25 protein-coding genes and 1 other annotated feature are annotated in these 26,276 nt (G+C 36.9%); of the genes, 3 read left to right on the top strand and 22 right to left on the bottom strand.

Annotated features, from left to right (window positions below; translation table 11 throughout):
* Positions 1 to 2: 2 nt before the first annotated feature.
* The 14 genes from Q0371_RS08535 to Q0371_RS08470 all read right to left on the bottom strand — a co-directional run bounded on the left by Q0371_RS08535 (position 3) and on the right by Q0371_RS08470 (position 15,957).
* A complete protein-coding gene (locus Q0371_RS08535; RefSeq protein ID WP_298470305.1) occupies positions 3 to 1,562 on the bottom strand; it encodes a sensor domain-containing diguanylate cyclase in 1,560 nt (519 codons plus the stop codon).
* A 69-nt stretch (positions 1,563 to 1,631) separates the two neighbouring features.
* Positions 1,632 to 2,321, bottom strand: a complete 690-nt coding sequence (locus Q0371_RS08530) for a potassium transporter (RefSeq protein ID WP_298470303.1) — start codon at positions 2,319 to 2,321, stop codon at positions 1,632 to 1,634.
* A complete protein-coding gene (locus tag Q0371_RS08525) occupies positions 2,321 to 2,908 on the bottom strand; it encodes a PilN domain-containing protein (RefSeq protein WP_298470301.1) in 588 nt (195 codons plus the stop codon). Before Q0371_RS08525 ends, Q0371_RS08530 begins: the two co-directional genes overlap by 1 nt.
* Positions 2,908 to 3,882 (bottom strand): pilus assembly protein PilM, encoded by a 975-nt coding sequence (gene pilM, locus Q0371_RS08520; protein WP_298470299.1) that lies wholly within the window; start codon positions 3,880 to 3,882, stop codon positions 2,908 to 2,910. Before pilM ends, Q0371_RS08525 begins: the two co-directional genes overlap by 1 nt.
* Positions 3,883 to 4,018: 136 nt before the next feature.
* Entirely contained in the window at positions 4,019 to 4,468 is a 450-nt protein-coding gene (locus Q0371_RS08515; protein WP_298470297.1) for a prepilin-type N-terminal cleavage/methylation domain-containing protein, read from the bottom strand.
* A gap of 87 nt (positions 4,469 to 4,555) precedes the next feature.
* Positions 4,556 to 5,761 carry a type II secretion system F family protein gene (locus Q0371_RS08510; RefSeq protein WP_298470295.1) on the bottom strand — a complete coding sequence of 402 codons (1,206 nt, stop codon included), beginning with the start codon at positions 5,759 to 5,761 and terminating at the stop codon, positions 4,556 to 4,558.
* A complete protein-coding gene (locus Q0371_RS08505; RefSeq protein ID WP_298470293.1) occupies positions 5,761 to 6,801 on the bottom strand; it encodes a type IV pilus twitching motility protein PilT in 1,041 nt (346 codons plus the stop codon). The genes Q0371_RS08510 and Q0371_RS08505 overlap by 1 nt, the downstream gene beginning before the upstream one ends.
* Before the next feature lie 10 nt (positions 6,802 to 6,811).
* The gene (locus tag Q0371_RS08500) at positions 6,812 to 8,476 is read right to left on the bottom strand and encodes a GspE/PulE family protein (RefSeq protein ID WP_298470291.1); all 1,665 of its coding nucleotides are present in this window, start codon (positions 8,474 to 8,476) and stop codon (positions 6,812 to 6,814) included.
* Positions 8,477 to 8,502: 26 nt separating this feature from the next.
* Positions 8,503 to 9,834, bottom strand: coding sequence for a VanW family protein (locus Q0371_RS08495; RefSeq protein ID WP_298470289.1), 1,332 nt, complete (start codon positions 9,832 to 9,834; stop codon positions 8,503 to 8,505).
* Between the two features lie 365 nt (positions 9,835 to 10,199).
* Entirely contained in the window at positions 10,200 to 11,771 is a 1,572-nt protein-coding gene (locus Q0371_RS08490) for a PilX N-terminal domain-containing pilus assembly protein (RefSeq protein ID WP_298470287.1), read from the bottom strand.
* A 1-nt stretch (position 11,772) separates the two neighbouring features.
* Complete coding sequence (locus Q0371_RS08485; RefSeq protein ID WP_298470285.1) at positions 11,773 to 12,192, bottom strand: type II secretion system protein; 420 nt, start codon at positions 12,190 to 12,192, stop codon at positions 11,773 to 11,775.
* Positions 12,193 to 12,198: 6 nt separating this feature from the next.
* Entirely contained in the window at positions 12,199 to 12,642 is a 444-nt protein-coding gene (locus Q0371_RS08480; RefSeq protein ID WP_298470283.1) for a prepilin-type N-terminal cleavage/methylation domain-containing protein, read from the bottom strand.
* 293 nt (positions 12,643 to 12,935) lie between these two features.
* Entirely contained in the window at positions 12,936 to 14,639 is a 1,704-nt protein-coding gene (locus tag Q0371_RS08475; RefSeq protein ID WP_298470281.1) for a sensor domain-containing diguanylate cyclase, read from the bottom strand.
* Between the two features lie 97 nt (positions 14,640 to 14,736).
* The gene (locus Q0371_RS08470) at positions 14,737 to 15,957 is read right to left on the bottom strand and encodes a folylpolyglutamate synthase/dihydrofolate synthase family protein (protein WP_298470279.1); all 1,221 of its coding nucleotides are present in this window, start codon (positions 15,955 to 15,957) and stop codon (positions 14,737 to 14,739) included.
* A gap of 87 nt (positions 15,958 to 16,044) precedes the next feature.
* Between Q0371_RS08470 and Q0371_RS08465 the strand changes: the two genes are divergently transcribed.
* A complete protein-coding gene (locus Q0371_RS08465; protein WP_298470277.1) occupies positions 16,045 to 16,923 on the top strand; it encodes a RimK family alpha-L-glutamate ligase in 879 nt (292 codons plus the stop codon).
* Positions 16,920 to 17,729, top strand: coding sequence for an ATP-grasp domain-containing protein (locus tag Q0371_RS08460; RefSeq protein ID WP_298470275.1), 810 nt, complete (start codon positions 16,920 to 16,922; stop codon positions 17,727 to 17,729). The genes Q0371_RS08465 and Q0371_RS08460 overlap by 4 nt, the downstream gene beginning before the upstream one ends.
* A gap of 33 nt (positions 17,730 to 17,762) precedes the next feature.
* Here Q0371_RS08460 and Q0371_RS08455 read toward each other — a convergent pair whose 3' ends face one another.
* From Q0371_RS08455 to Q0371_RS08445, 3 genes are all read right to left on the bottom strand, one after another.
* Positions 17,763 to 17,957, bottom strand: coding sequence for a hypothetical protein (locus Q0371_RS08455; RefSeq protein ID WP_298470273.1), 195 nt, complete (start codon positions 17,955 to 17,957; stop codon positions 17,763 to 17,765).
* 91 nt (positions 17,958 to 18,048) lie between these two features.
* Positions 18,049 to 18,183, bottom strand: coding sequence for a hypothetical protein (locus Q0371_RS08450; RefSeq protein ID WP_298470271.1), 135 nt, complete (start codon positions 18,181 to 18,183; stop codon positions 18,049 to 18,051).
* Between the two features lie 63 nt (positions 18,184 to 18,246).
* Positions 18,247 to 20,889: a valine--tRNA ligase gene (locus tag Q0371_RS08445; protein WP_251553455.1), complete on the bottom strand. Its 2,643-nt coding sequence runs from the start codon at positions 20,887 to 20,889 to the stop codon at positions 18,247 to 18,249.
* A 45-nt stretch (positions 20,890 to 20,934) separates the two neighbouring features.
* Positions 20,935 to 21,161 (bottom strand) — a binding site (T-box leader).
* Between the two features lie 73 nt (positions 21,162 to 21,234).
* On the opposite strand from Q0371_RS08445, the gene Q0371_RS08440 reads away from it, so the two are divergent.
* Complete coding sequence (locus tag Q0371_RS08440) at positions 21,235 to 21,426, top strand: hypothetical protein (protein WP_169359874.1); 192 nt, start codon at positions 21,235 to 21,237, stop codon at positions 21,424 to 21,426.
* Here Q0371_RS08440 and Q0371_RS08435 read toward each other — a convergent pair.
* The 5 genes from Q0371_RS08435 to hemC all read right to left on the bottom strand — a co-directional run bounded on the left by Q0371_RS08435 (position 21,406) and on the right by hemC (position 26,268).
* On the bottom strand, positions 21,406 to 22,092 hold the full coding sequence (locus Q0371_RS08435) for a hypothetical protein (RefSeq protein WP_298470269.1): 687 nt from the start codon (positions 22,090 to 22,092) through the stop codon (positions 21,406 to 21,408). The two genes, Q0371_RS08440 and Q0371_RS08435, sit on opposite strands and share 21 nt — an antisense overlap.
* A gap of 217 nt (positions 22,093 to 22,309) precedes the next feature.
* The gene (gene hemL / locus Q0371_RS08430) at positions 22,310 to 23,602 is read right to left on the bottom strand and encodes a glutamate-1-semialdehyde 2,1-aminomutase (protein WP_298470267.1); all 1,293 of its coding nucleotides are present in this window, start codon (positions 23,600 to 23,602) and stop codon (positions 22,310 to 22,312) included.
* Positions 23,602 to 24,585 (bottom strand): porphobilinogen synthase, encoded by a 984-nt coding sequence (gene hemB, locus Q0371_RS08425; protein ID WP_298470265.1) that lies wholly within the window; start codon positions 24,583 to 24,585, stop codon positions 23,602 to 23,604. The genes hemL and hemB overlap by 1 nt, the downstream gene beginning before the upstream one ends.
* 5 nt (positions 24,586 to 24,590) lie before the next feature.
* Entirely contained in the window at positions 24,591 to 25,346 is a 756-nt protein-coding gene (locus Q0371_RS08420; RefSeq protein ID WP_298470263.1) for a uroporphyrinogen-III synthase, read from the bottom strand.
* Positions 25,339 to 26,268 (bottom strand): hydroxymethylbilane synthase, encoded by a 930-nt coding sequence (hemC, locus tag Q0371_RS08415; RefSeq protein WP_298470261.1) that lies wholly within the window; start codon positions 26,266 to 26,268, stop codon positions 25,339 to 25,341. Before hemC ends, Q0371_RS08420 begins: the two co-directional genes overlap by 8 nt.
* Between the last annotated feature and the right edge of the window lie 8 nt (positions 26,269 to 26,276).

Raw genomic sequence — 26,276 nt, 5'->3', positions numbered from 1 at the left:
CCTTATTTCCTACTTTTTAAACTTTCTTTATCTGCATACATATTGAGGTCAGCTACATGAAAAAGATCCTCAAAGGAATCTCCCTGCTCAGGGCAGTAGGCTATCCCAATACTTGGTATAACCTTGATATGGATATCGTTATAATTAAAGTTTTTTTCCTCAAATGTCATTCTTAATTGAGATAGCCATCCTTCAAAGTCTTCACGGGTATTAAAGTCATCTAAAAATAAAACAAACTCATCTCCACCAAAACGGGCTACCAAATCGTTTTTATTCGTTGCATCTTTCAAAACTTCAGCAGTATATTGCAGTACTTGATCCCCCACCGAATGACCAAAGCTATCGTTAATAATCTTAAATTGATTTAAATCTAGTAAAACAAAGTATGCCTCTCCAGATTCCTTCTGCGACATCTCTACTAATTTTTTGGTAATATGCGTGACAAAAAAAGCTCGATTGTGTAAATCGGTCAGGACATCGTGATAGGCCATATGCATAATCATTTTTTCCTTTTCAACCTCGCTCGTGACATCTCTAAGCATAGCGTAGAAGATTCTTTCCTTTCCAGTAACCACGTACTTGGCATCTATGGAGATGTGTATTCGGCCATCAAGGTATAGATTGTCTAGCGCCAAAGAATAGTCTCGTAAAGTCCCTTTTAGCTGAAGTTGTTCAATTAGTTTCCGGAGAAGTTTTTTATTATGCTTGGTCCTTGCATATTTCATCAAATTCATATCCGTTGGGTCACTGATATTCAATAGAAACCTACCTTGCTTGTTTATTTCTAAAATATCCAAGTTATTATCTAATATCATGATCGGTATGGGACTGATATCAAATAAGGTTCGATATCGCCGAGAGATGTTTGGCAGTAAATCGTTATGCAGGAAGGAAAAAGATATAAAAATGGAGAAAACAATTCCTTCGATCAGGAATGTATAGGGAGGTATATGTTCACCGAAATTTAGATAACCCATAGAAGCCTTTAAAGTAAACACAACCAATGTACAAACCATCAAAAACTTTAATAGCTTGCGTTGCTGTAAATTCACGGTCTTTCGTAAACCTATAATTAAAATAAAAACCATTATAAGATTCAACATAGCGGATGATGTCAAAACAATATAATATTCCTCATTATAAATAGGCACGTACCAGAAGCCCCTTGGCTCATGTAAAATAAATGGAATGATCCTCCAATGTAAAATTTGAGCCACTAGCACAATCAAAAAAGGTACATAAAAGACACCAGGATACACGATACGCGGGATATATATGTACAAGTTGGAAACATGTATATACAAATGGAGAGTAAGACTCACCACTAACAAACTAATTAAACCAAGTCCAATACCAGAAACGGTTGAACTATATTCAATCGGTAACAGGTGCCGAAAAAACTCCCCAAAATAAAGGAAACTGTAGGACACTAAAATAGCCGTAATCAATCTATTTTCCAATCTCCTGGACTGCTGCATTAGCACCACACAAGCTAAGCCAAACAAATATAAAGCCGGCAGCACATACACGGCTAGATACATACACAATTGAGATATCGACATAGATAGACTCCCTATCTAGTTATTTTATTAAAGCAAATAAGTAAGGTTTAAATAATAGATTAATAGAATTTATTCATCCCCATAATAGAAAGTAGTAACTTGTATCGTTGCACTGACCGCTTCCTGAACTTCTAAATCATAAAGTTCTTCTTCCCCTAGCAAAGAAAATTCAATTGCATCAATTCGATAAATACGTTCAATACTTTCAATCTCTTTAATAAATGTACTTAAATGATCGTAATCCTTTGTCCACACCGTGATATCAAATGTGATCAGCTTTAATTGTGGAGGAAGTACAGCATTCGCAATAGGAGATACTGGTGCTTCCGTAACTATTTCTCCTTCAGGATTAGCTTCATCAGTTGTTGCAACTGGTTCATTTAAAGGCACCTCTTCGTCGGTAGCCGCTAGAGACGAATCCGCAACAATTTCATCATAGTTATTAAAATTAACGGACTCCACCCTTGCCTCACTAATTAATTCCACTTCTTCAATAGATTGAACAAGTCGATTTAATTCCCGAGAGAGCGGAACTTTTTTTTCTAAAAGAAATGAATTTTCTTCCTCTTCACTTGGTGCAACTAGTTGGGTACTAAGCAAATCGATTTCATTGCGCACATTACTTATAACCACTTCTTTCGACTGCTTTTCTTGCTGTAAGGGTGAAATAAGAAAAAAGTATAAAGCCCCTAACAATACAGCTACTAGAGCAACAATAAGTAGATACCCCGTTCGTTTATCACTTACTAATTCATTCATTATTGGGTACCTCCATCTCGCAAGTAGGTTTCTTCATATACTAAAAAAAGCGTTGCAGAGTATCTCCACTGAACATCAAAGTCAATTTTGTCATCCTCTGTATCGTTTTCTCCGACAGGCTCAAAGCTAGAAAGTGTTTCGACTTTTACATCACCAAAATATGAGCTATTTAGCAGCTTTTCAATAAAAGAAGAGATCTCATTCATTGTTTCAAAATCTGCTTCAAGCAAGACGCCCTCTTCATTAAACTGGTAGCCACGTAAATATGTATTCTCTGCTAATAAAGATTGAATTTCATCTATTAAAGGGCTTACTGGATAAGAAACACTTTCTACAAAAGTAACGGAAGAGGAAAGACTTCCTTGCTCTCCTGTCGCCATAGCAGCAACCTCAGCAGACAACAAATCTCTTTCGACAGTAATTTCTGTTTCCTGACTACTTAAGGATGTTACGTTACTTTTTAAAGTAAAATATTGAATACATAGGAATATTAAGAGTAATACGATTAAGATAGCCCCGATAATTACTAACAAATTACTGGATTTTCTTCTCTCTATTTGAGGCAACAAATTAATTTCTGGAACCATTAAAATGCCTCCTTCAGTCCAAGTCCGATAAGCGGAATATATTTTGCCTTCATTTTAGGATAAATTGACTGAACTTTATCATCATCGATATATTGAATAGGTGTATCATAATTAGCATGCATTTGAGATACAATATAATCCATTTCTGGAGAATCCCCTAAAATAATAATTTCAGTTACCGCTCTCTCTCCTTTGTATAAAGAAAACCGGTAAAAGTTTAATATACGGTCGATTTCTGCAATTTGATCGATTAGTTGTGTACGGTAGTCTTCCAGGTCACCATCAAACTCAAAACTCAAATTTTGCTCCCCTTGCACGCGTGGTTTCCACTCGAGTAAGGAAGTTTCGATTGATTGATAACGTAAAAATTCAAGCTTACCAGAGGAATATATCGAAATATTGATCCCATTTATAGACCAATCAGTAATCAGATAAATTTTCCCTATCACAAAGCTTTTACTTTCCTCCAAAAAACGAATGGTAGAAAGTGCCTTTACATCTGCGTGAGTTGGGTGCAAAGTCAAGTCATCCAAAATCCCTGCCATCTTAGTCACTTCCTCCGAAGGAGCAGCAAAAAGTGTCGCCTCACCATCATTCGGTAAATCATCGTATACATCAATTAAAGGATTTGTGAATGGTAAATGAATGGTACGACCTAGCTCCATCTCTACATATCCTTTTAATTTAGAGGATTCCAACTCTTTCGGATGCTCAAAAGCTTTCATCATAATGGAGCTGTCTGGCACAAAGAAACGAACATCCGCTTTCTTTATCCCCCATTGTTGAGTAACCTCCTTCAACAATTCAAAGAACGCCATTTCATCTTTGATCATATCCCCCTCCATAATGCCGGGAGCTAGAGAATGTTCAAAAACTTCTCCTTCGCTAATAACGGAAGTATTCATAACAATAGCTCTGATCACATACTCGCTTATATCTAGAACAACGAAACGCTTCTTTTTCTTTTTGAACATTTTGGCTTTTCCCCCATGGTTTTCTAAGTAATATTAATTTCACGTTTCAACAAACGAGATTAATCGTTTACTCAAACCTGAAATCTAGTTTCTACGCTCTATAGAAGCGTAGAAACTGATTTTATTTTAGTAAATCCTATCTTCCTGTTACTTTAATACCAATTGTGTCATTTCCATTATCGTTATTTTTATGAGCACTAATTGCAGCATTTGTAGCATTGGTAAAAGTTACTGTTATACCACTACCAGTACCAGACCCGTTAATTACATTGCCAGTAGTTGTTTTTTTTATTTTAGTGCCTTCAACACTCAAAGAGCCAGTTTCATCTAAATATTTTGAGTCTTTCAAAGTTTTTACACTAACCTCCGCATTATTTGCACTATTTTGCTCAGTAAAATATAAACTTGCTGCTGCTAAAGCATTTTGCGCATCCCCTTTAATTGCTCCAACTCTACTATTGTCTATAATATTACCGATAGAAGGTACCGCAATTGCCGCAACAATAGCAAGTATTACGATAACTGCTAAAAGTTCAATTAATGTTAAACCCTTTTGATTTTTTAATAACTTTTTCATTTTTTTCATTTTATTTCCCCCTTGTGTTGTTAACATATCTTTGTTTAAATCATCATTCCGGTTAATCTCTTTCACCTCCTTAAATGGAAACTAATATTAAATTTGTTCATACATACTAAACATCGGTACCATGATAGCCATCACAATGGTTCCAACTATTGCAGCTAAGAAAACAATCATTAATGGCTCGATTAAGGATTTAAGTGTATCTACTGTTCGATCCACATCATCCTCATAAAAGTCGGCTATTTTTTCTAGCATGTAATCGAGTGATCCCGTTTGTTCCCCTATAGCTGTCATCTGCGTTACTAGAGGAGGAAAAATCCAACTTTTTTCCAAAGGTGCTGATAATGTGCTCCCTTGTTCAAGGCTTGTCCTTGAGTCACTCACTACTTTTGCAACAACTGGATTGCCGATTACTTTTTCTACTATTGTCAATGCTTGAAGGATTGGCACCGAACTGCTAAATAACGAAGAAAGCGTCCTTGTCATTCTAGCTATTGCAGACTTTTGTAAAAGCTTCCCAAACACTGGCATCTTCAATAAAAACACATTAAAGGAATAATAAAATTGCGTATTCTTGCTATAAAGCAAGTAAAAGGTTACACCTATTAGTAACACTCCTCCGAAATAGAAATACCAGGAGGTTTGAAGCGATTCACTAAAGCCCATTACGATTTTAGTAATAAGCGGAAGCTCTGCCCCCATATCATCGAACATGGTTACGAACTGAGGAACAATGGTCAGCATTAAAAACACTGCTACAACAATAGTGAGTAAAAGCAAAACAACAGGATACGCCAAGGTGGATTGCACCTTTTTTTTCAAATTAAATTGTTTTTCATAAGAAAATGCTAATCTTTCCAATGATTCATCTAAGTTACCAGTTGCCTCCCCAGCTCGAATCATATTCACAAATAAAGACGGGAATACTTTAGGATACTTTGCTGCAGCTTCGGAAAAAGATAGACCTGATCGTACATCCTCCTCGACATCGTATAACCCCTTCTTTAAAGGTTTACTAGACGTTTGATCTCCTAATATTTTGGTAGACTCCAAGATGGAAACACCTGCACGAATAAGAGTTGCGAACTGTCTACAATAAATAACGAAATGCTCATTTTTAACTTTGCCACCAAGAGTTAATTCCTTATGAAGAATACTTTTAGACTCTTCAAGCTCTCTAGGGTTGATCCCTTGGGACCGAAGTTTAGCAATGGCATTTTGTTTAGTTGTCGCATCGATAATTCCTTTTTTTAGTGCTCCTTGAGAGGTTCGACCGTTATATTTAAAAACTACCATTAATATTCACCTAAATTCATAAAAGGCTTAGCTACTTCCAAGGAAATTTTCCCACTTGTCAGTAGAGATTGAACGGAGGATTCTAATGTATGCATACCTAAGGCACGGCTAGTTTGCATAACATTTTGAATTTGATGTACCTTCTCATTTCTAATAAGATTTGCGATGGATGGTGTATGTACAAGTATTTCTGTAGCAGCCACCCTTCCCTTTCCGTCATTTTGGACAAACAACCTTTGAGAAATGATGCCTTGCAACACATTTGCCAATTGTATTCTTATTTGTCCTTGTTGATGGGGAGGAAAGACATCAATAATTCGATCAATAGTAGTAGGTGCACTGCTTGTATGCAAAGTCGCCATTACAAGATGTCCTGTTTCAGCTGCGGTGATAGCGGTTGATATAGTTTCCAGGTCACGCATTTCCCCTACTAAAATTACATCTGGATCTTGTCTAAGCGCCGCTCTCAAACCATTAGCAAAGCTTAGTGTGTCAGTACCTACTTCTCTTTGGTTTATAACCGACTTTTTATGCATGTGAACATATTCTATCGGATCTTCTAGGGTAATAATGTGCTTCGCTTTAGTTGAATTTATATAGTCAATCATCGATGCTAAGGTAGTAGACTTCCCAGATCCTGTTGGACCTGTTACAAGTATTAGCCCCTGTGGTTTGTCTGCTAATGCGTACAAAACATTAGGCATTCCTAAGCTTTCTATTGCTGGAATATTCGACTCTATCATTCGCGCTGCTATAGACACTTGGCCCTGTTGATGATAGGCGTTAATACGAAATCTACATAACTCTGACAGCTCATGACTAAAATCAATTTCTCCTTTTTCTTCAAACTCCTCATATTTAGATGGATCCAATATTTCTTTAAGCATTTCTCTCGTTTCGTTGGTAGTAAGCTCCATTTCTCCATTCGCCTTTAAAGAACCATTTACTCTAAACACAGGTGGCAGTCCCACAGTAATGTGTAAGTCTGATGCTTTATCTTCATAAGATTGTTGGAGTAACTGAATGAATGATCTTCTCATGTTAAACACCTCAATTTACAGTCGCCACACGCAATACCTCTTCTGTCGTGGTTAATCCGGCTTTTACCTTTAGCAGCCCATCATCTAGTAAACTCGAATACCCAGTTTTATTCATATAATCTTTTATTAATGCTGGGCTTTTGGAAGTTAGAATCAGATCCTTTACATATTCATCCACAACTAACACCTCGTGAATTGCTAAACGACCTCTATAACCACTTTGATTGCATGCAGGACAGCCCTTGCCTCTTCGAACCTGTTCGATGCTGATCCCACGTTCAGCAAATATTTCTTTTTCTCTTTCATTGGGTACTTTCATTTCTCCACAGTCTCTACATATTTTACGTACTAATCGCTGTGCAACGATTCCAACCAATGAAGAGGAAAGAAGGAAAGGCTCAACTCCCATATCCTTTAACCGTGAAACAGACTCTACAGCACTATTTGTATGTAGTGTGCTTAAAACTAGATGCCCAGTCAATGAAGCCCGTACTGCGATTTGTGCCGTTTCTAAATCTCGAATTTCTCCAACCATTACTATGTCTGGATCCTGACGTAAAATAGATCTTAACCCTGCAGCAAATGTTAATCCAACTTCATCACGGACTTGAATCTGGTTAATACCCTCTAATTGATATTCCACTGGATCTTCTACTGTAATAATATTGACATTCTCATCATTTAACTGATTTAGAGCAGCATATAGCGTAGAGGATTTACCAGAACCCGTTGGACCAGTTAAAAGTACAATTCCATTAGGTTGTTCAATCATCTTACTAAAAGCAGCTAAGTTTTTATCATTAAAGCCAAGCTTCCCTAAGTTATTTAAAGCACTACTTAAATCAAGTATCCTCATAACTACCTTCTCCCCGTATATTGTAGGGAGGGTGGACAATCGAATATCTATCGCTTTCATATTAACGGTTAACTTGATACGGCCATCCTGAGGAATGCGATTTTCAGTAATGTTCAAATTACCCATAATTTTAATACGGGCTAGTATAACATTTTGCATATATTTAGGCAGTGAACGTTCAGATTTAAGCATCCCATCCACTCTATAACGAACACGCAAATCATTCTCCTGTGGATCAAAGTGAATATCACTCGCTCTTTGGGCTACTCCATTAGCAATGATTTGGTTAACTAATCGAACGATAGGAGAATCCTCATCAGTAATTTGTGTATCGTTTTCTATCTCTTTGGGAGACATATCAATCAACGCTTGGTCCATGGATTCCTGTAAATCATAATATTTTGTTATGGTACGGTATATATCATCCTTCGCTGCGATACTTGTCTCAATTTGACAGCCTGTCGCCATTCTCACTTCTTCAATTGCAAAATAATCCATTGGATCTGCCATTGCAATCAATAACTTATTCCGATCTTTTTTAAGTGGCATAATATATGTTCGCTTCGCTAGCTCTTTAGGAACTAGCTGTATCAATTCCGGCTCGATGGAATACTGATTTAAATTGACGTGAGGAATTCCTAGTTGAAATTCCAGCACTTCTATTAGCTGCTGTTCTGTTAGCAGGTTTTCCTTAATAAGAAAATCTCCTAGCTTTTCTTCACGTTTCTTTTGTGTAAGTGCATAATCTAACTGTTCACTATTAATTACGTTTGATTCTACCAATAAATCCCCTAACCGCTTCCTTACATTCACCTTCAAACCATGCCACCCCAATCGATTACTAGTTATTTAGAGCCATTTATAATATTTCCCGCTTTATCATAATAGCTCCCCTCTGGAAGTTCATCTGAGCTCTCCTCAGTAGTTGGTTGGGAGGCAGTTGATGTTGGCTCCTCACTAACAGTAGAATTATTTGGATTCATATCCGGCAATCCATCTCCGTTCAAATCAATATTTAAATCTGGATCTTGAGCTACCGTCGATTCCGGAATTGTAGCTGACTTTAGAATAACTCTATTAGTAGGTGGGTAATAATCTTGGGAAATTAGCTCTTCATTCTCATAAGGTCCTACTTTGTCTGATATCGTGCGATAGACAGCTACCCTTAAGCCCGGTTTCCCTTCTTCAATTAGCTCCTCTTTACCTGGTGCTAAATCAGGGGAATATCTATAAATGGTTCTAGGCTTAATTTCCTGTCGCTCTCTAATCTGGTATTTTCCTTCTGTTTCAGTAGGTATAGCATACATTTCTATTAATAGAGCATTATCCTTTATACTCGCCTTGAGGCTAGCTGGATGATCAGTAGTATTTTTAAACTTAAAGTCTTTTGTTTCGCTAAGTTCCACTTCTATTCCAGCTTCTAGATAGGATGGAATCACCCCTTGAGAATGACGCTCTACTACTTCAAACTCTGTTTGGAGAATTACACTGTAAAGAACAGAACCAACAAAATTCAACGTTTCATTGGAAGCACCAATATTCATCTGATTTACTTGTTCATTTAAAGAAAATACTTTTCCACTTCCAATAACTTGTTCATCCAGCAAAGTAATAATTTCGTCAAGACTCGTTGTATTTAGCACAATATTTTCCAAAGTAAATGCGACTCTTTCTAATGGTAGTTGCGATAAATCTATTGCAACACTTTCTATAGGTTCGGTAGATAGTACTTCTACTTTTTCTTTTATATTTGCCAAAGTTTGTTCAAGATCTATATTTGACTGACTTTCTAGTAGGGCATTAACTTCACCACTCATTGTAAATTGAAGAGGTAAATGTATGGTTGGGACGTCCTTCCAAAATGCAATTCCTGCATCCGTTTGGGCTAAAAAGTCATCAACTGTAGCCTCTACGTCAAAGATAAACCATGTGGATTCTAAATTTAACTCAGTTTGGTTGCCGTTCAGTATAAGAGTATTAGCTTTCCAATCCTCAATCTTTTCGTTTAGGAAAGATATTATTTCATCTCTATCTGAAGTAGAGACCTCGTAACCCCCTATAGTAGAATTTAATTTATTCTTCGCTATAGCACTTAAAGGTGACAAACTTGTAATTAAAATTGAGATAAACAAAATAAAAGATAGGATCAATAACACCTTTTTATTGAATACAACCACCGAAATGCCCCTTCCCAAAACCGAAAATAGTAAATATAACCTATTTTATAGTCTAATTCTTCACTTATTTCATAGAGACCAATATAAATATTCCTATTTTTAATCAGAAATAATAAACCCTTTTACTTATTTATATATTATAAATCTATCTAATACAAGTCATTTTTGGAATAAATTCCAAAATAAATATGAATATATATTTTCTTAAGTTGAATGAATAATAAAATTAGACTAAAAATACTGTTTACTATATAGCAAACAGTATTTAATCCTAATATAGGATGGCACTATAGTTAAAGGACAAAATTATTTGAGGTGCAATCCACTTTCCTTTATCCTTTGTAAATAATTTAATTTCTTTTATTTTATTTTTCTAATAATATTTTTCTATCTATTAAGTCACTTTCTTTTTGTCTTTCTGGTATAAAAATTTCTTTTTTGGGCTCAAATTTAGGAATTACTTTTCCATGAGTTAGAGTAACCCCTCCACTTGCTGAAAATTTATCCGCGACTATCAAACCCTTTACATGCCCTCCTTGAAGCAATTCAAAGTGTGCATTAGGAGCAAGATATAAGTTAGTAAATCCATTAACCCCTCCACTTATTTTAAAACTAGAACCACCTGTATAAATGTCACCATAATAGCCACCGCCACCAGCTCCTAAATTAATATTAGCTCTTTGTGCATAAATGGATCCGTAAATAATTTCTCCACCAGTAGTTTTAATTTCTTCATTCCCACTATAATATATTTTAATTTTATTAACATTTTGAGTATTTTTATTTATACTACTAGAGTTATATATTCCAATTGAATTTTTTACAAATAGTGTAAGGCTTCCTGTTCCGATAATATTTATGTGTCCACTTAAACTTAAACTATCAATTACTAAAACTTTATCAGTTGAACCAACATCTATAACTAATGTATTATAACTATCAACAATTAGGTTTTTAAATTGTAAATTCCCATTACTATCACCTAACTCACTCATTTTCAGAATATAATTGTTTGTTAAGTAACTAGTTATAAGTAAATTTCCATCTTTAATAACATGAGTTTTTTCATGTTGATTTTTAGACACAATTAAGTCATTAGGGATTTTCAACTTCGGAATATTTGGATAATCTGGTAATTCGTATATCCTCTTTACATTTGAAACAATTTCACCATTATGTTTCGTGCCTCCACACATAATAATGTCCTTTTTCCAATCTAAGCATTTTTTAAAATTCTCTTTAGCTCCAGCCAAAGCAACATTTCCATTAATAGTAGCACTGCCAGATAGTTCTATAGTCTTATTAACATACAATGCTAAATCTTCAATCTCATTTTCTCCAGGTTCTTCCACCTCAGGAGAGTCGCTTCCATCGTCACCATATTCTAAATCCACAATAAAATCTTGACTAACCTTACGTACCTTTTTTCCTAGTTTACCAATAGATTCAATAGTGTAACCAAAGGGATCAGTGTTGGTTTTTATAAATTTCACGGTTGCTTCAGGCTTGACTAAACTATTATTCTCATCATAGTTTTCCTCAAAACCATTAACTACAGATACCTCATTGGTCGGGATTTGACTCTGTATTCTTTTATCAAACTCCTTTTTTAGAATTTCTCTAAAATTAAATCCCGTTTGTTGTTCGATAGGAAGACTTTCATAAATCACTTTTTTCCTTAACGTTTCATCATATGCTTCGTTATATATGTTTTTAATTTTCTTTTCTATAACTGTCCTAGTCGTTGCAACCCCAGCTTCTGCAATATAGAATGTTGTCTGATCAGTTCTTTCATTGCTGGAAAATTTTGATACATTCCAAGTAATTAATAACAAGCTTAATCCAAGAATTGTTGTAAGGACCAGTAATAACAATACATTTATGAGAGTAAAACCTTTTTCTGAATGTTTAAAAGTTTTTTTGAAATAATCAAACAATTTAGTCACCTCTCCTTATTACAATTTCGGTTTTTTCACTTTTCCCCTGTATATTTGTTACTTCTATTTCCCATTTGTTTTTTATAACTGAGACATTAAAATTTTGTATATTATAAACAAGTGCTTCCTTATTTTTATTAATAACCTGTTTATCTTCATCAAATGTATAGATTACTCCACTCAAATCTATCTTTTTTTCATTAATCCAGAGTGGATTCTCGGATTTCCTTATATCTTTTGTAATCAATTTCATAGCAAGAGATATATCAGTTAAGTGCATATTTTCATTGAGTTGTCTTTTATGTTGGGTAGAGATTGAAAATAAGATATTAGAAAAAATCCCTATAAATAATGAGCTTATGATTATTACTGCAAGTATTTCGATTAAAGTAAAACCTTTATTATCTTTCAATGATATCAATACTAACTACCTCCATTCGATAACATTTTCCATTTTCACACGGAGAGGACCATCTTTATAATCATAAATTTCAATAACTATATGATATAAACCATTTAGATTACTATGAGGTTTAATCTTAACTTCTATAATTTCGTTGCTTGCCGAATGATTTTTTATAAATGTTTCTTGAACCTCATTATTACTCGATGATGGAGTGTACCCTAGATTTGCAATTCCCAATAGTTTATCACTATTATTAATGCGTAAGCTTAACTCATAAAACCTTTCCATTTCGGTCTGAGCTACATAAGTTGCATCCACAATTTTTTCTGAACTTTTCCCTGTCTTTGCTGACTGAAGAAAATAGGTTAAAAATGCCATTAAAATTATAGTGATTATTATTATAGCTACTAATAATTCAACTAGACTTAAGCCTTCTTGGTTTTTAATAATTTTATTAAAACTCAAATTTTTTCACCCTTTTTAACAAAAATAATAGATTTGTAATGTTTTTATTTTAATGAAAAGACGAATTTAGTCACAATAAAAGTAACTATATTCGTCTTTTAACTGTATATGATATTATTTTTCTATCAGCATAAATCAATTATATCTTTAAAAGGTAATAATAGGCAATACAATAAATACAAAGAGTCAGTGCCTGAGTAGGAGAAAATACGGATACTTTAAAAGGGATTTGAGCAATGTAGCCCAAATCCCTTTTATCATTCAATATTATATTTTATTTTTCAACATTCTTTTCACTTCACATACTCCGCAACCCTATTTCTACCCGCCTGCTTTGCCCCAATATAAAGCGCTCGATCAGCATTACGTATTAGAGAATTACCCTCGTCACTGTCCTCTGGAGCAGTTGAAACACCAATACTTGCTGTAATAAAGATGATTTCTTCTCTCGTTACGTCAGCTAGGTCTAGTTCGACCATAAATGGCGTTTGCTCGATCTTTAATCGCAGCTGCTCGGCGAGATTCATGGCTTGTAGCTTGGTGTAATTAGGAAGGATGACGACGAACTCTTCTCCACCGTATCTCCCTACAGTGCCTTCTCTACCGATTTCGCTTTTTATAAGCTGAGCAAATTCTTTAAGGATAATATTTCCACTATGATGTCCATACGTATCATTCACGGCTTTAAATTTATCTATGTCCAGCATGATTAATGAAAGAGATTGATAAGCCCCTGCTTCCATTTTTGCCATATCGCGCGCTATTTGTTTGTCTAAATATCTATAGTTAAAGAGTTTTGTAAGCTCACAAATTTCACTTTGTGCAACAGCTTCACGAACCAATCTTGCTTTTTCAAGGGAAACAGCAAAATAGGAGCATAATAAATGAACTATATTTAACTGATATGGCTCAAAGGCGAACTTACTCTTCGTTGCTAGAACCAATACTCCCTCAATTTTTTGGTTGCGGTAAATTGGTACACACATGACACTTTGCATTTCTGTTGATAAAAATGGAGGCTTTTGTGATACCCATTCTACCTGTTTATTAAATAGGGTTGGCTCCCCTTTATCGTAACAAGTACCTGCAAAGCTATTTTGAATTTCTTCATGAGGGAATTCTAGCTCTTTCATACTTCCATCTACCATTGCACGTAAAATAATAAATTTGCCATTTAAATTATCAACAATAAAAGCACTATCAATAGGAAACATGTTAGAAACTCTTTCCACAAAAATATCTAGTATTTCATTAGACGTTAAACGTTCCGCTAACTCATGTCCAAATTCACTAGCCTTATTCAAATCATTATTGACCTTTTCTGAATCACTATATAAACGAACGATCACAGTTATTGTCATTAACGGGATTCCCATTAACAATAAAGCAATGGGACCTATTGCAGCTTCAAATAAATATAAGCTTAGCCCAAAAGGCAGTGTCATTAAAAGACATGCAGTTTCCCAATAGAAATCTTTTGTAAGAAAAAGTGGTTTAAAGCCGCAAATTACTTCTCGCCCATATAATATAATATGGTTTATGAAAATATAAGAGATGGCATATAAGGAACCAAAAATAATAACGTCCATTATATTCACACTACCCACTTCAAATCCAAGTCCAATAATAAGACTTCCGCATATTACGGAAAGGAAGAAAAACATAGATGAGTTGAAGAAGTATTTAAATAACGTTTCACGTGTTATTTTCATGTGGTAGATAATAGGAAACATGCATAATTGCATCGAAATTAATTCTGCTAGTATACCGAACTGCATGAAAATTGCTACATTGACCCAAAGGACTAGAACAATGGTGGATCCGGCTATCACAAAAGGAAATACACTAGATAACAAGGCTAAAAGTAAATAGTAGCCGTAGTTTTCCCATTCGGTAGGTTTTGTTGGGGAATTTATATACACTAACAGAGTACCTAGTGGAACAAAGATAAACCATACGGCTATCATTATATTTTTTGCTCTCTGAGTGAATTCCATAGACCTTTAGACCTCCCTTCAACATATCTATTAATTTTACATATATTTGTATTATAAAGATTATAACATATATAAACTGAATAATTAAAATTACCTTTTAACTGTTTATTCCTTTTAATTCAGTAATTAGATACAATGACCCTGAGACAATAGTCACACTTTCTTTTTTAGGTTTATGTAGGTCTATCAAATGGATATCTTTAGTTACACGTTTATCACTATGTGTACAGTGGTTAAATAATGTAGTAGCGTCTAAAGCACGTTCATGTTTGAAGTCAACGAATTCAAAGCTAGTCGCAACTTCTTCTAGTCTACTTAATATATATTTATAATCTTTATCTTTTAAAATACCAATAATAAAGTGAATACGTTCGTTAGGAAAATACTGCTTAATGGTATCAACGAGTGCATCTATACTAGCTTGATTATGTGCTCCATCCATGTAAACATGGTCATTCCATTTTTCCATTCGACCAGGGAGTGAAGCTTTTCTAACTGCTTTTCTAACGTTCTCTTCATTTAATATAAAACCAGTTTCTATCATAGCAGTAATGGCAAGGGCCATATTAGAAAGCTGATGCTTCCCTAACATCTGAGGGGTTAGTTCCTCAAATGCATAGTTTTTATAATTATAGCTGTTTTTACGAATTTGAAAATCTTTATTTATCTCGATCAGCTGTGCATTTTGACTATTTACTTCTTTCCATATAACTTCTTTAGAAGACTGTAAAGTATCCCCTAATATCAATTTGCCATGATCTTTTATTATTCCTGCTTTGTGCCAACTAATTTCTTCGATTGTTTCCCCAAGGAAATTAGTATGATCTATAGAAATACTAGGTATAACCGCTACTGATTGTTTAATCACGTTTGTGCTGTCAAATCTTCCACCCATACCAGCTTCTATAAATACTACATCCAAATCTTGTTCTGCAAAGACTATAAAAGCAACAACAGTTAACAGTTCGAAGTCAGTAAGCATTCCACTAATACCCACATTCACTAGCTGTCCAAACGCGTGATCCATTTGAGCCTCTGTCACATTATTACCATTCAGTTGAATTTGATCATGTACGTCAATTAAACAGGGAGATGTAAAACTTCCGTACTTGAGTTTATGTTCAGATGCGATCGCTCTCATAAAAGCAATCGTTGAACCTTTCCCATTTGTTCCGGCAACATGAATTATTTTTTGTTTATCTTGAGGATTTCCAAGCAAATCTAGAGCCTTTTTTATCCTATCCAGACCAGGTTTAATCATAGTTTCACTATTAATATTCCACTTTATCTTATAATTGTTAAATTTTTTTATTTCCAAGTCATTCACCCTATTCCGTCTTGGTTACTTTTCTGCTAAACTTCTTGTGAACACATTATAACACGTACCCGTGGAGGTCATTTAATTATGCAAACTTGTTGGATCATTTACAATGGTAGTCTTACACATGATAAGTTTCTCGATCAGGCTCTCCTCCTTAAAGAAGCCGCAGAGAAAAAAGGCTTACAAGCTATTTTAGTAAAGAATTATGAACTTCTAATGAATGTTCATGAAAGCTTATCAGCGAGGCCTGATTTTGTCGTCTTTCTTGATAAAGATATTTTGCTTGCGAAATATCTGAAGAATGCGGGCATACCAGTGTTCAATGATCCTAGTGTAATTGAGATTTGTGATAACAAAGCACATCAATATCTCGAGCTAGCAAAAGCTGATGTACCAATGCCTATAACGATCATAGCACCAAAAGTTTATCCTGAATTCACTATTATGCATACAGGCTATTACGAACAAGTGCTGCAAATACTTCAACTGCCAATGATCATTAAAGAAGCGCATGGCTCCTTTGGTCAGCGTGTATACCTAATAGAAACAAGAGAGCAGTTCTTTGATAAAGTAGAAGAACTTAAGGGTGTAGAGTATGTCTTCCAGCAATTTATTGAATCTAGCAGAGGAAGAGACATACGGGTGAATGTGGTAGGTGGACAAGTCGTTGCTTGCATGCATCGCCAATCAGCTACAGATTTCCGCGCTAATATTACTAATGGTGGAACTGCAACTGAAATTATTTTAACAGAAAGACAAAAGGAAGTAGCTATTCAAGCTGCTACTGCACTGAATGCTGAGTTCGCAGGAGTAGATCTTCTATTTGGGGAAAATGAAGAGCCCTTAGTATGTGAAGTTAACGGAGTAGCCCATATACGTAACATTTATAACGTCACAGGCATTAACGTAGGAGATGCGATGATCAACTACATTTTATCTAAAATTGGTGCTGTTGTTATATGAACGGCCTATTGATATATGAATATAAAGAGATTGAGCGAAATCAAAGCTTTATAGATCGGCTAATCCAAGCAGCAAAAACGCATGGCCATTCTCTTACCGTTATAGATGATAATCAAACTGAATTTCCGGATTGTGATTTCATTTTCTTCCGAGCAAGGAATCCTGAGCTTTCAAAAAAGCTAGAGCAACGGGGTGTTCCCATGTTCAACCGATCAGAGGTCAATGTCATTGCTAATGATAAATGGAAAGCAATCCAGCTAGTCCAAATGCTTGGAATCGCTACAGTTCCAACTTATAAAATTAACACCGTTCAAGACATTCGCGATTATCCAGTTGTACTTAAGACCACTGGCGGGCATGGGGGGATGCAAGTAGAACGATTTACCGAAGCACAAGATGCGGATGTATTTCTAAATGACTTTTCATCCCAGACCATTATCGCTCAAGCTTATGTAGAAACGAATGCTACCGATGTAAGAGTATTTATGCTAGGTAGCGAGGTAATTGGAGCAGTAAAAAGAATCGGTGCTCCAAATAGCTTTAAATCCAATTTTACGCTAGGTGGAACTGTAGAAAAATATGAGCTCTCTGCAACTCAAGAGGCAGATGTAATTAAAATAGCAAAAGCCATTAAAAGCGATTACGTAGGAATTGATTTCTTACTTCTACCCGACGGCAGATGGCTTTTCAATGAATTAGAGGATCCAGTTGGAGCAAGATCATATTATCAAACAACCCAGACGGATATCGCTATACCAATTATGAATTATATGGATGAGCAATTAAAAAAGTACATCGAGCGTTAAGCTTGATGTACTTTTATTTGTTTATGTAGCCATTTATTTCTGCAACACTTCCAGCCATTCGCGCAATTCTTTCTCTATTTCCCGCAACTCTTTTATTTCCCGCAACACCTTTGAGTTTTCGCGCAACACTTTGCCACTTTTCTGCAACACTTCCGACCGTTTACGCAACTCTTTCTCTATTCCCCGCAACACTTTTATTTCCCGCAATACCTTCGAGTTTTCGCGCAACACTTTGCCACTTTTCTGCAACACTTCCGACCCGTTCGCCCAACTCTTTTTGCCATCTCTTTAATACGTTTTCCATTACCGCTTCACATTATCACTCGCAAGGTTCTACCTCGTCTCTGCAAGATTCTACTCCGTCTCCGCAAGGTTCTCTCCCGTCTCTGCAAGGTTCTGTACCATCTTCACAATACTTCCCACTCACCTTTGTTCCATCTCGGCAATATATCAAAACCCCACTCCCAATAAAAAAGTGTAGCCAGATACCTCATCGGTTCTGGCTACACTTACTTTTTTACAAGCTATTTAATTCCTCGATACGTTTTAGAACGGTTGCGTGTTTTTCCAGGTAGTCCTGTTCTTTTGCACGCTCTTCGGCTACTACTGCCTCAGGAGCTTTTGATACGAAGCGTTCATTGGATAGTTTCCCTTGAACTAGCTTCACTTCTTTTGCCCATTTTTCTAATTCTTTTTCTAGACGTGCTTTTTCAGCCTCAATATCGATTAAGCCTTGTAATGGAAGGTATAAAAGAGCACCTGTTACTACTGCTGACATCGATTGGCCCGGATCATCTAGGTCTTGACCGATTACTAGAGGCTCTGGGTTACAGAAACGCTCTAAGTATTTTGCGTTTGCTTCTAGTACTGCTAGCGTATCTGCATCTTTTGCAGAAATGTATAACGGTACTTTTTTGCTCATCGGTGTTTGTACCTCTGAACGGATGTTACGAACAGAGCGAATGATCTCTGCAAGTAGCTTCATGCTTGCTGCTTGGCTTTGATCAGAAAGCTCTTCGTTCACTGTCGGCCATGCCGCTACTGTAATCGATTCGCCTTCATGCGGTAGGTTTTGCCAAATTTCTTCTGTTATGAAAGGCATAAATGGGTGCAATAAACGCATCGTGTTGTCTAATACGTATGCTAGAACCGAGCGAGTCATATGCTTCGCTTCTTCGTCATCTCCGTTTAGTGGAAGCTTAGACATTTCGATATACCAGTCACAGAAATCATCCCAGATGAAGTTGTATAGGGCACGACCAACTTCGCCGAACTCATATCTCTCTGAAAGTCTTGTAACTTGCTCGATTGTTTCATTTAAACGAGTTAGGATCCAAGCATCTGCAACGGATTTTTTCCCATCTAAATTAATTTCCTCGTATTTCAATCCATCCATATTCATCAACGCAAAGCGTGAAGCATTCCAGATTTTATTGGCAAAGTTCCAAACGGCCTCTACTTTTTCTACTGAGAAACGTAAATCTTGTCCTGGAGAAGAACCAGTGCTTAAGAAATAGCGTAGTGAATCTGCTCCGTATTTATCAATTACGTCCATTGGATCAATACCGTTTCCAAGGGATTTAGACATCTTACGTCCATCTTCTGCACGAACAAGACCATGAATTAATACATCATCAAATGGACGAGTTCCTGTAAATTCTACTCCTTGGAATATCATACGTGACACCCAGAAGAATATAATATCATAACCTGTAACAAGGGCATTTGTTGGGTAATACTTCTTCATTTCTTCGTTTTCTACATCCGGCCAGCCTAGCGTAGAGAAAGGCCATAAAGCAGAGGAGAACCATGTATCTAGTACATCTTCATCCTGCTTCCAATTTTCTTCGTCTGCTGGAGCCTCATGCCCAACATACACTTCTCCAGTTTCTTTATGGTACCAAGCTGGAATTCTGTGTCCCCACCAAAGCTGACGTGAGATACACCAGTCATGTATATTTTCCATCCAACGTAAATACGTTTTTTCAAAACGATCCGGTACAAAGTTTACTTTACCCTCTGATTCTTGAAGCTTAATCGCCTCTTCTGCAAGTGGCTGCATTTTTACAAACCACTGAGTAGAAAGGTAAGGCTCAACTACTGCTCCGCTTCGCTCAGAGTGGCCTACAGAGTGTGCATGCTCTTCAATTTTAAATAAAACACCTGCATCTTGAAGATCTTTTACGATTTGTTTACGGCATTCAAAGCGATCCATTCCTTCATATTTAGCTGCATTCTTGTTCATTGAACCATCTTCATGCATAACTAAAATACGCTCTAGGTTATGACGGTTACCTATTTCAAAGTCGTTCGGGTCATGAGCGGGTGTAATTTTAACTGCACCACTACCAAACTCCATATCTACGTAATCATCTGCTACGATTGGAATTTCACGGCCAACGATTGGTAATTTCACCGTTTTTCCGATTAAGTGTTTGTAGCGCTCATCTTCAGGATGTACTGCAACCGCTGTATCCCCTAGCATTGTTTCTGGTCGAGTTGTTGCAACATCGATCGAACCAGTACCATCTGCAAGTGGGTAATGCATATGATAGAATGCACCCTGTATATCTTTATGAATTACTTCGATATCAGAAAGTGCTGTTTTTGTAGCAGGATCCCAGTTGATAATGTATTCCCCGCGGTAAATCAAGCCTTTGTTATAAAGCTTAACAAATACTTCCTTTACTGCATTGGAAAGACCCTCATCTAAAGTGAAGCGTTCACGAGAATAGTCTAAGCCTAGACCTAGTTTTGACCATTGCTTGCGAATATGTCCTGCATATTCATCTTTCCATTTCCAAGTTTCTTCCACAAATTTTTCACGACCTAGGTCATATCTCGAAATATTGTCAGCACGTAATTTTTCTTCTACCTTTGCTTGTGTAGCGATACCTGCATGGTCCATTCCTGGTAGCCATAGAGCGTCATATCCTTGCATACGCTTCATGCGAATAATAATGTCTTGAAGAGTTGTATCCCAGGCGTGACCTAAATGTAGCTTCCCTGTTACGTTAGGCGGTGGAATCACAATGGTATATGGTTCCTTTTCACTTTCTGGATGCGCCTCAAAATATTTACCTTTTAACCACCATTCATAGCGGCCTTTTTCGATTGACTGCGGATCATACTTGGTTGACATCGTTGTCTCATTTGTCATATCGTTTCCTCCTTAAAAAAGAATATAAAAAAACTCCTATCATCACTAAAGGACGAAGGAGTTTGTTCGCGGTACCACCTTTATTCGCAGATGCAATATAACACATCACGCTCTCAATTAGATAACGGCTTCAAACCGGCAATTGCTACTGTTAGTTCACAAAAGCTGCTCTTGGGCTACCTTCAAATGGTGGCTAACGGAAACATTTCAGCAAATTGTTTCCTTTCTTTAGATAACCGTGTCATTTTACTCTTCCCATTCATAGCATCCATATATAGTTGTTTTTATTGTATAGGATATTATTATATGCCGTCAAGCATAGTCTTGTGAAAGGAGGAAAACACTATGAAAAGAGGATACAACCCCTATTTACTGCCCGACTGGTTACGAAGAACTCGTTTTTACGTGAAAGGAATCATTATACCAATCGGTTGCTTTCAACTTGTTCGTGTTTTAATTGTTCCAACAACATGGGATTTTCTCTTGCTAGTATTTCTAGCATTTCTTGGTTTTCTATTATTTAAGGACATTATTTGATGGAAAGGAAAGCTTGGTATAACCATCCTCCAAATTAAAAATAAACTGTAGCTCAGAATCATCCTCAGCCGGGCTTTCCACTTCTCTATTTTTAATCGTCACATTAGTCTGCTCCTGAACTGGTTCCTGTACCGTACGTGGGGACTGCTGTTCATTACTTACAAAGGCCTCTCTATGGCTACTAGACTCTAATACTAGGGTTTCTTCTACTTCTTCAATCATTTCTTGTCTTACCTCTGCTACTACTTCCTCCGTTTTAGGACGATGCGTTTCATATTCACAATTGACTAGCCATACGATTTCAATACCATCTGACTCTGCCTTGCAATTTATAGTTTCTATACTTACTGTCGGTAACGTTTCGGCTTGTATTCTATCTTTACTAATCTCTACACTCATCGGTACCGCATATTCAAAATAACCAAGCTCACCGTTTAAATCTAGGTCTTCGATTTCCGTAAATTCACTTGTTGCGTGATGCTCCACTTCACCTTCCTCAAACTCCACGTGACAAGTAATATGATAAATACCGTTGATATGCACCATGTTGTCCATTTCCTCATGAAAATACTGAGGGGTTACATTAATTGTCTTTACTTCCTTAGGCACTCCAAAGCTTTGCGGAAAACAGAACTGTTCCTTAACTTCCCAACTTTTAACTTCCATTTTTCATCCTCCTTCATATAGGACAAATTATGTTTCAACGTAAGAAAATATGAAAAATACCATACGAATATGCCAGCTTTTCAAAAGTTTTACCCCCAGTCTTCGCTTTCTTTCAAGGAGTTTCGCCTCTTCTTACAGCTATTTGTAAATATAAAAGAGAATAAAAAAACAGACAAGCCATTCTAATTGCTTAGAACGTTTGTCTGTTCAATATTTATTATCGAGCTAACTTTTCAAACACTGTATGGAAGGCTTGAATTGTTTTTTCAATATGCTCCTCGGTGTGCGCAGTGGAAAGGAACATTCCTTCAAATTGAGAAGGTGGTATATAGATTCCTTCCTCAGCCATTAGACGATAGTATTTTGCGAATAAGTCTAAATCTGCTGTTCTAGCTACGTCATAATTCACTACATTTTCATTAGTGAAGAAGAAGCCGATCATAGAACCAGCACGATTTACTGTATGAGGAATGTTGTATTTGCTTGCAGCTTCTCTGAACCCTTTTTCAAGCATGTCACCAAGCTTTACGAAATACTTATACGTATCCTCGTTCAAGCGTGATAATGTCTCATAGCCTGCTGTCATCGCCAGAGGATTCCCTGATAGGGTACCTGCTTGATATACAGATCCTGCCGGTGCAATCATTTCCATGATTTCCCGTTTCCCACCGAAAGCTCCTACTGGTAGGCCACCTCCGATTACTTTACCTAGACAAGTCAAATCTGGAGTAATACCAAAATGTCCTTGTGCACAGTTATAATCCACACGGAAACCAGTCATTACTTCGTCAAAGATTAAAACTGTTCCATTTTTCTCTGTTAATTCACGCAATGCTTCGAGGAATCCTTCAATTGGAGGCACAACTCCCATATTACCTGCCACTGGCTCCACAATAACTGCTGCTAAATCGTCACCAAAGTTTTCAAACACGTAGCGAACACTCTCAATGTCATTATAAGGTGCCGTAATCGTATTTTTAGCAATCGACTCAGGAACACCTGGGCTATCTGGAAGACCTAGTGTAGCAACACCAGAACCGGCTTTAATAAGCAGGCTGTCTCCATGTCCATGGTAGCACCCTTCAAATTTTAAAATCTTGTTGCGGCCAGTGTAACCACGAGCTAATCGCAAAGCACTCATAGTAGCCTCTGTACCAGAGGAAACCATACGGACCATCTCAATAGATGGCACTCGCTCCATAACTAATTTTGCAAGTTTGTTTTCAACTAACGTAGATGCTCCAAAGCTAGTCCCAGTTGCAGCTACATCTTGAATTGCCTTCACGACATTAGGCTCCGTATGACCTAAAATAAGTGGTCCCCAAGAAAGTACGTAATCAATGTATTCATTACCATCAATATCTTTCAAGATAGCGCCTTTTCCACTTTCCATGAAAATCGGATCCATGTCGACCGATTTAAACGCACGAACCGGACTATTTACGCCACCTGGCATTAAGTCCTTTGCTTCTGCAAATGCTTCTTTAGATAATTTGTATGATTTAGACATTATTTCTCCTCCAACCAACGCGCTACATCTTTAGCATGATACGTTAAGATGATATCTGCTCCAGCACGTTTCATTCCTGTTAACGTTTCTAAAACTGTTTCTTTTTCGTTTATCCAGCCATTGATGGCAGCAGCCTTCACCATTGCATATTCTCCGCTTACGTTATATGCCACAATAGGGGCGTCGAAGCTATTTCTAACATCACGAATAATATCCAAATACGCTAATGCAGGTTTAACGATTAAGAAATCTGCTCCCTCTTCGATATCAGAAGTGGCTTCGCGTATAGCTTCCATTCGGTTAGAATAATCCATTTGATAAGTTTTACGGTCTCCAAATTTAGGAGCTCCATCTGCCGCTTCACGGAATGGACCGTAATAAGCGGATGCGTATTTAACTGCATACGACATAATCGGTACCTCGTGAAAACCAGCTCTGTCTAATCCTTGACGAATAGCAGTTACAAATCCATCCATCATGTTAGAAGGTGCAATAATATCTGCTCCAGCTTGAGCCTGACTTACAGCTGTCTTTGCTAACAAGTCTAATGATGGGTCATTCAGTATTCTTTCATGCTCATCTACTACTCCACAGTGACCGTGATCCGTAAATTCACATAGGCAAGTATCAGCTATAACAACTAAGTTTGGGTGACGTTCCTTGATGAAGCGAATTGCCTTTTGCACTATTCCATGATCGTGATACGCCTGAGTTCCCTCCGCATCCTTTGTTGCAGGTAAACCAAATAAAATAACGGATGGGATTCCTAAAGAAACGACCTCATCTACTTCTTCACCTAAACGATCTAATGAAAATTGGAAAACTCCCGGCATGGAGTTAACGGGATTTTTAATATTCTCTCCATCCATAACGAAAATTGGATAGATTAAATCCTCTTTATGTAAGTAAGTTTCTTTTACCATTGCTCTAATACCAGCCGATTGTCTTAAACGGCGGTGACGTTGAAAATATAAGTCTGTCATTACATTCATCCCTTCCATTGAGCTAGCGCATTTACTACCTCTGTTAAAGTATAGGTTTTAGGCATTACCTGCACGGTAACACCTAATGATTTTAAATGGTTTTTCGTTATATGACCAATAGCACACACGGTAAAGCTATTATAGCCTAAATCCTTGCCAATCGTTTGATGAAAGGCATTCACCGAAGAAGGACTTGTGAACACTACCGAGCAGCTTTTCCCACTAGTTAAAAGCTCCTTCACCATCTCTACATTATCTTCTAGCATCACGGTCTCATAGACTGTCCATTCATCAACTGAATTGACCAGACCCTCTGTAATTGTATTTTTTGCAAGATTCCCTCGGAAATACAAACATGTATCTTCCGGTGCTGCTACCCGTGGAAATTCTTTAATAAAAACATCTGCACTGAAGGTAGTCGGCATAAAATCTATTTTAAATCCAATTTTCTCGAGAGCTGACGCCGTTTTTGAACCGACAGCGGCCATTTTAACGTGAAAAGCTTCTACACCTAAATGATAGGTAAGCATCTTTTGATGAAAAGCAGCTACACTAGCCTGACTCGTAAATATAAACCATTGGTAAGTTTTACTGTTTAAGAGTTTATCTTTGTCTTCGGGCTCCACAATTTCCTTAGTAGCTATGAAGGGTGCCACATAGGGAACCCCTCCTAAACTAGCAGTAAGGTTTGCTGCCTCATCTGATCTATTCACCCCTGTAAAAATGATATGCTCATTTTGTAGAGGTGAATTTTTAAACATTTAAATCAGCCTTAACCTTTTGGATTAAATCGAAAGCTCCTTGTTCCGTTAAAATTCGTGCCGCTTCTTTCCCTACTGTTACTGGGTTTGTTCCAGATACTACTTCTTTGTACACAACAGATGCATCTGGTGCTGCAATAAGTCCAGTGAACGTAATCTCATTGCCATTCATAACAGCATGCCCTGCAATCGGAACCTGACATCCGCCATCCATAGCAGCTAAAAATGTACGTTCAGCAAGAACGGTATCCCAAGTTTCTTTGTCTGAAAGTTTTTGAAGCTCATTTAGAAGCTCCTTGTCATCTTCACGACATTCAACTCCCAATGACCCTTGCCCTACCGCTGGAACACAATCCTCAACGGAAATATACTCTGTTACTACTTCGTCACTCCAGCCAAGTCGTTTAAGTCCAGCTGCTGCTAAGATTATAGCGTCATATTCTCCATCTTGAAGCTTTTGCAGCCTTGTATCCACGTTGCCTCGTATCCACTTAATCTCGATATCTGGACGTAATAATAGTAATTGAGCGCTTCTGCGTAGACTACTTGTCCCTACAATAGCTCCCTTAGGTAAATCCATTAGCTTCACATGTCCTGTAGAAATGAAAGCATCACGTTCATCAATACGCTTAGGAGTACATCCCATTACTAAGCCAGGAGGCAAGACTGATGGCATATCCTTCATGCTATGTACGGCAAAATCTATTTCCTTGTCAAATAACGCTTGCTCAATTTCCTTAACGAATAGACCTTTCCCTCCAACTTTGGAAAGTGTTACATTTAAGATTTGATCTCCCTTTGTAACAATCTCTTTTATTTCAAACTCAAATGGTGCGCCCATATCTTTCATTTGTTGGATAAACCAATTCGTTTGTGTTAGAGCTAATTTACTTCTTCTTGAACCTACAATAATTTTACGCATAAACACGC

The organism is uncultured Psychrobacillus sp. (genome assembly GCF_938022135.1).
In the GTDB taxonomy this organism is placed as follows: domain Bacteria; phylum Bacillota; class Bacilli; order Bacillales_A; family Planococcaceae; genus Psychrobacillus.
This window is presented reverse-complemented; position numbering and strand designations above follow the sequence as displayed.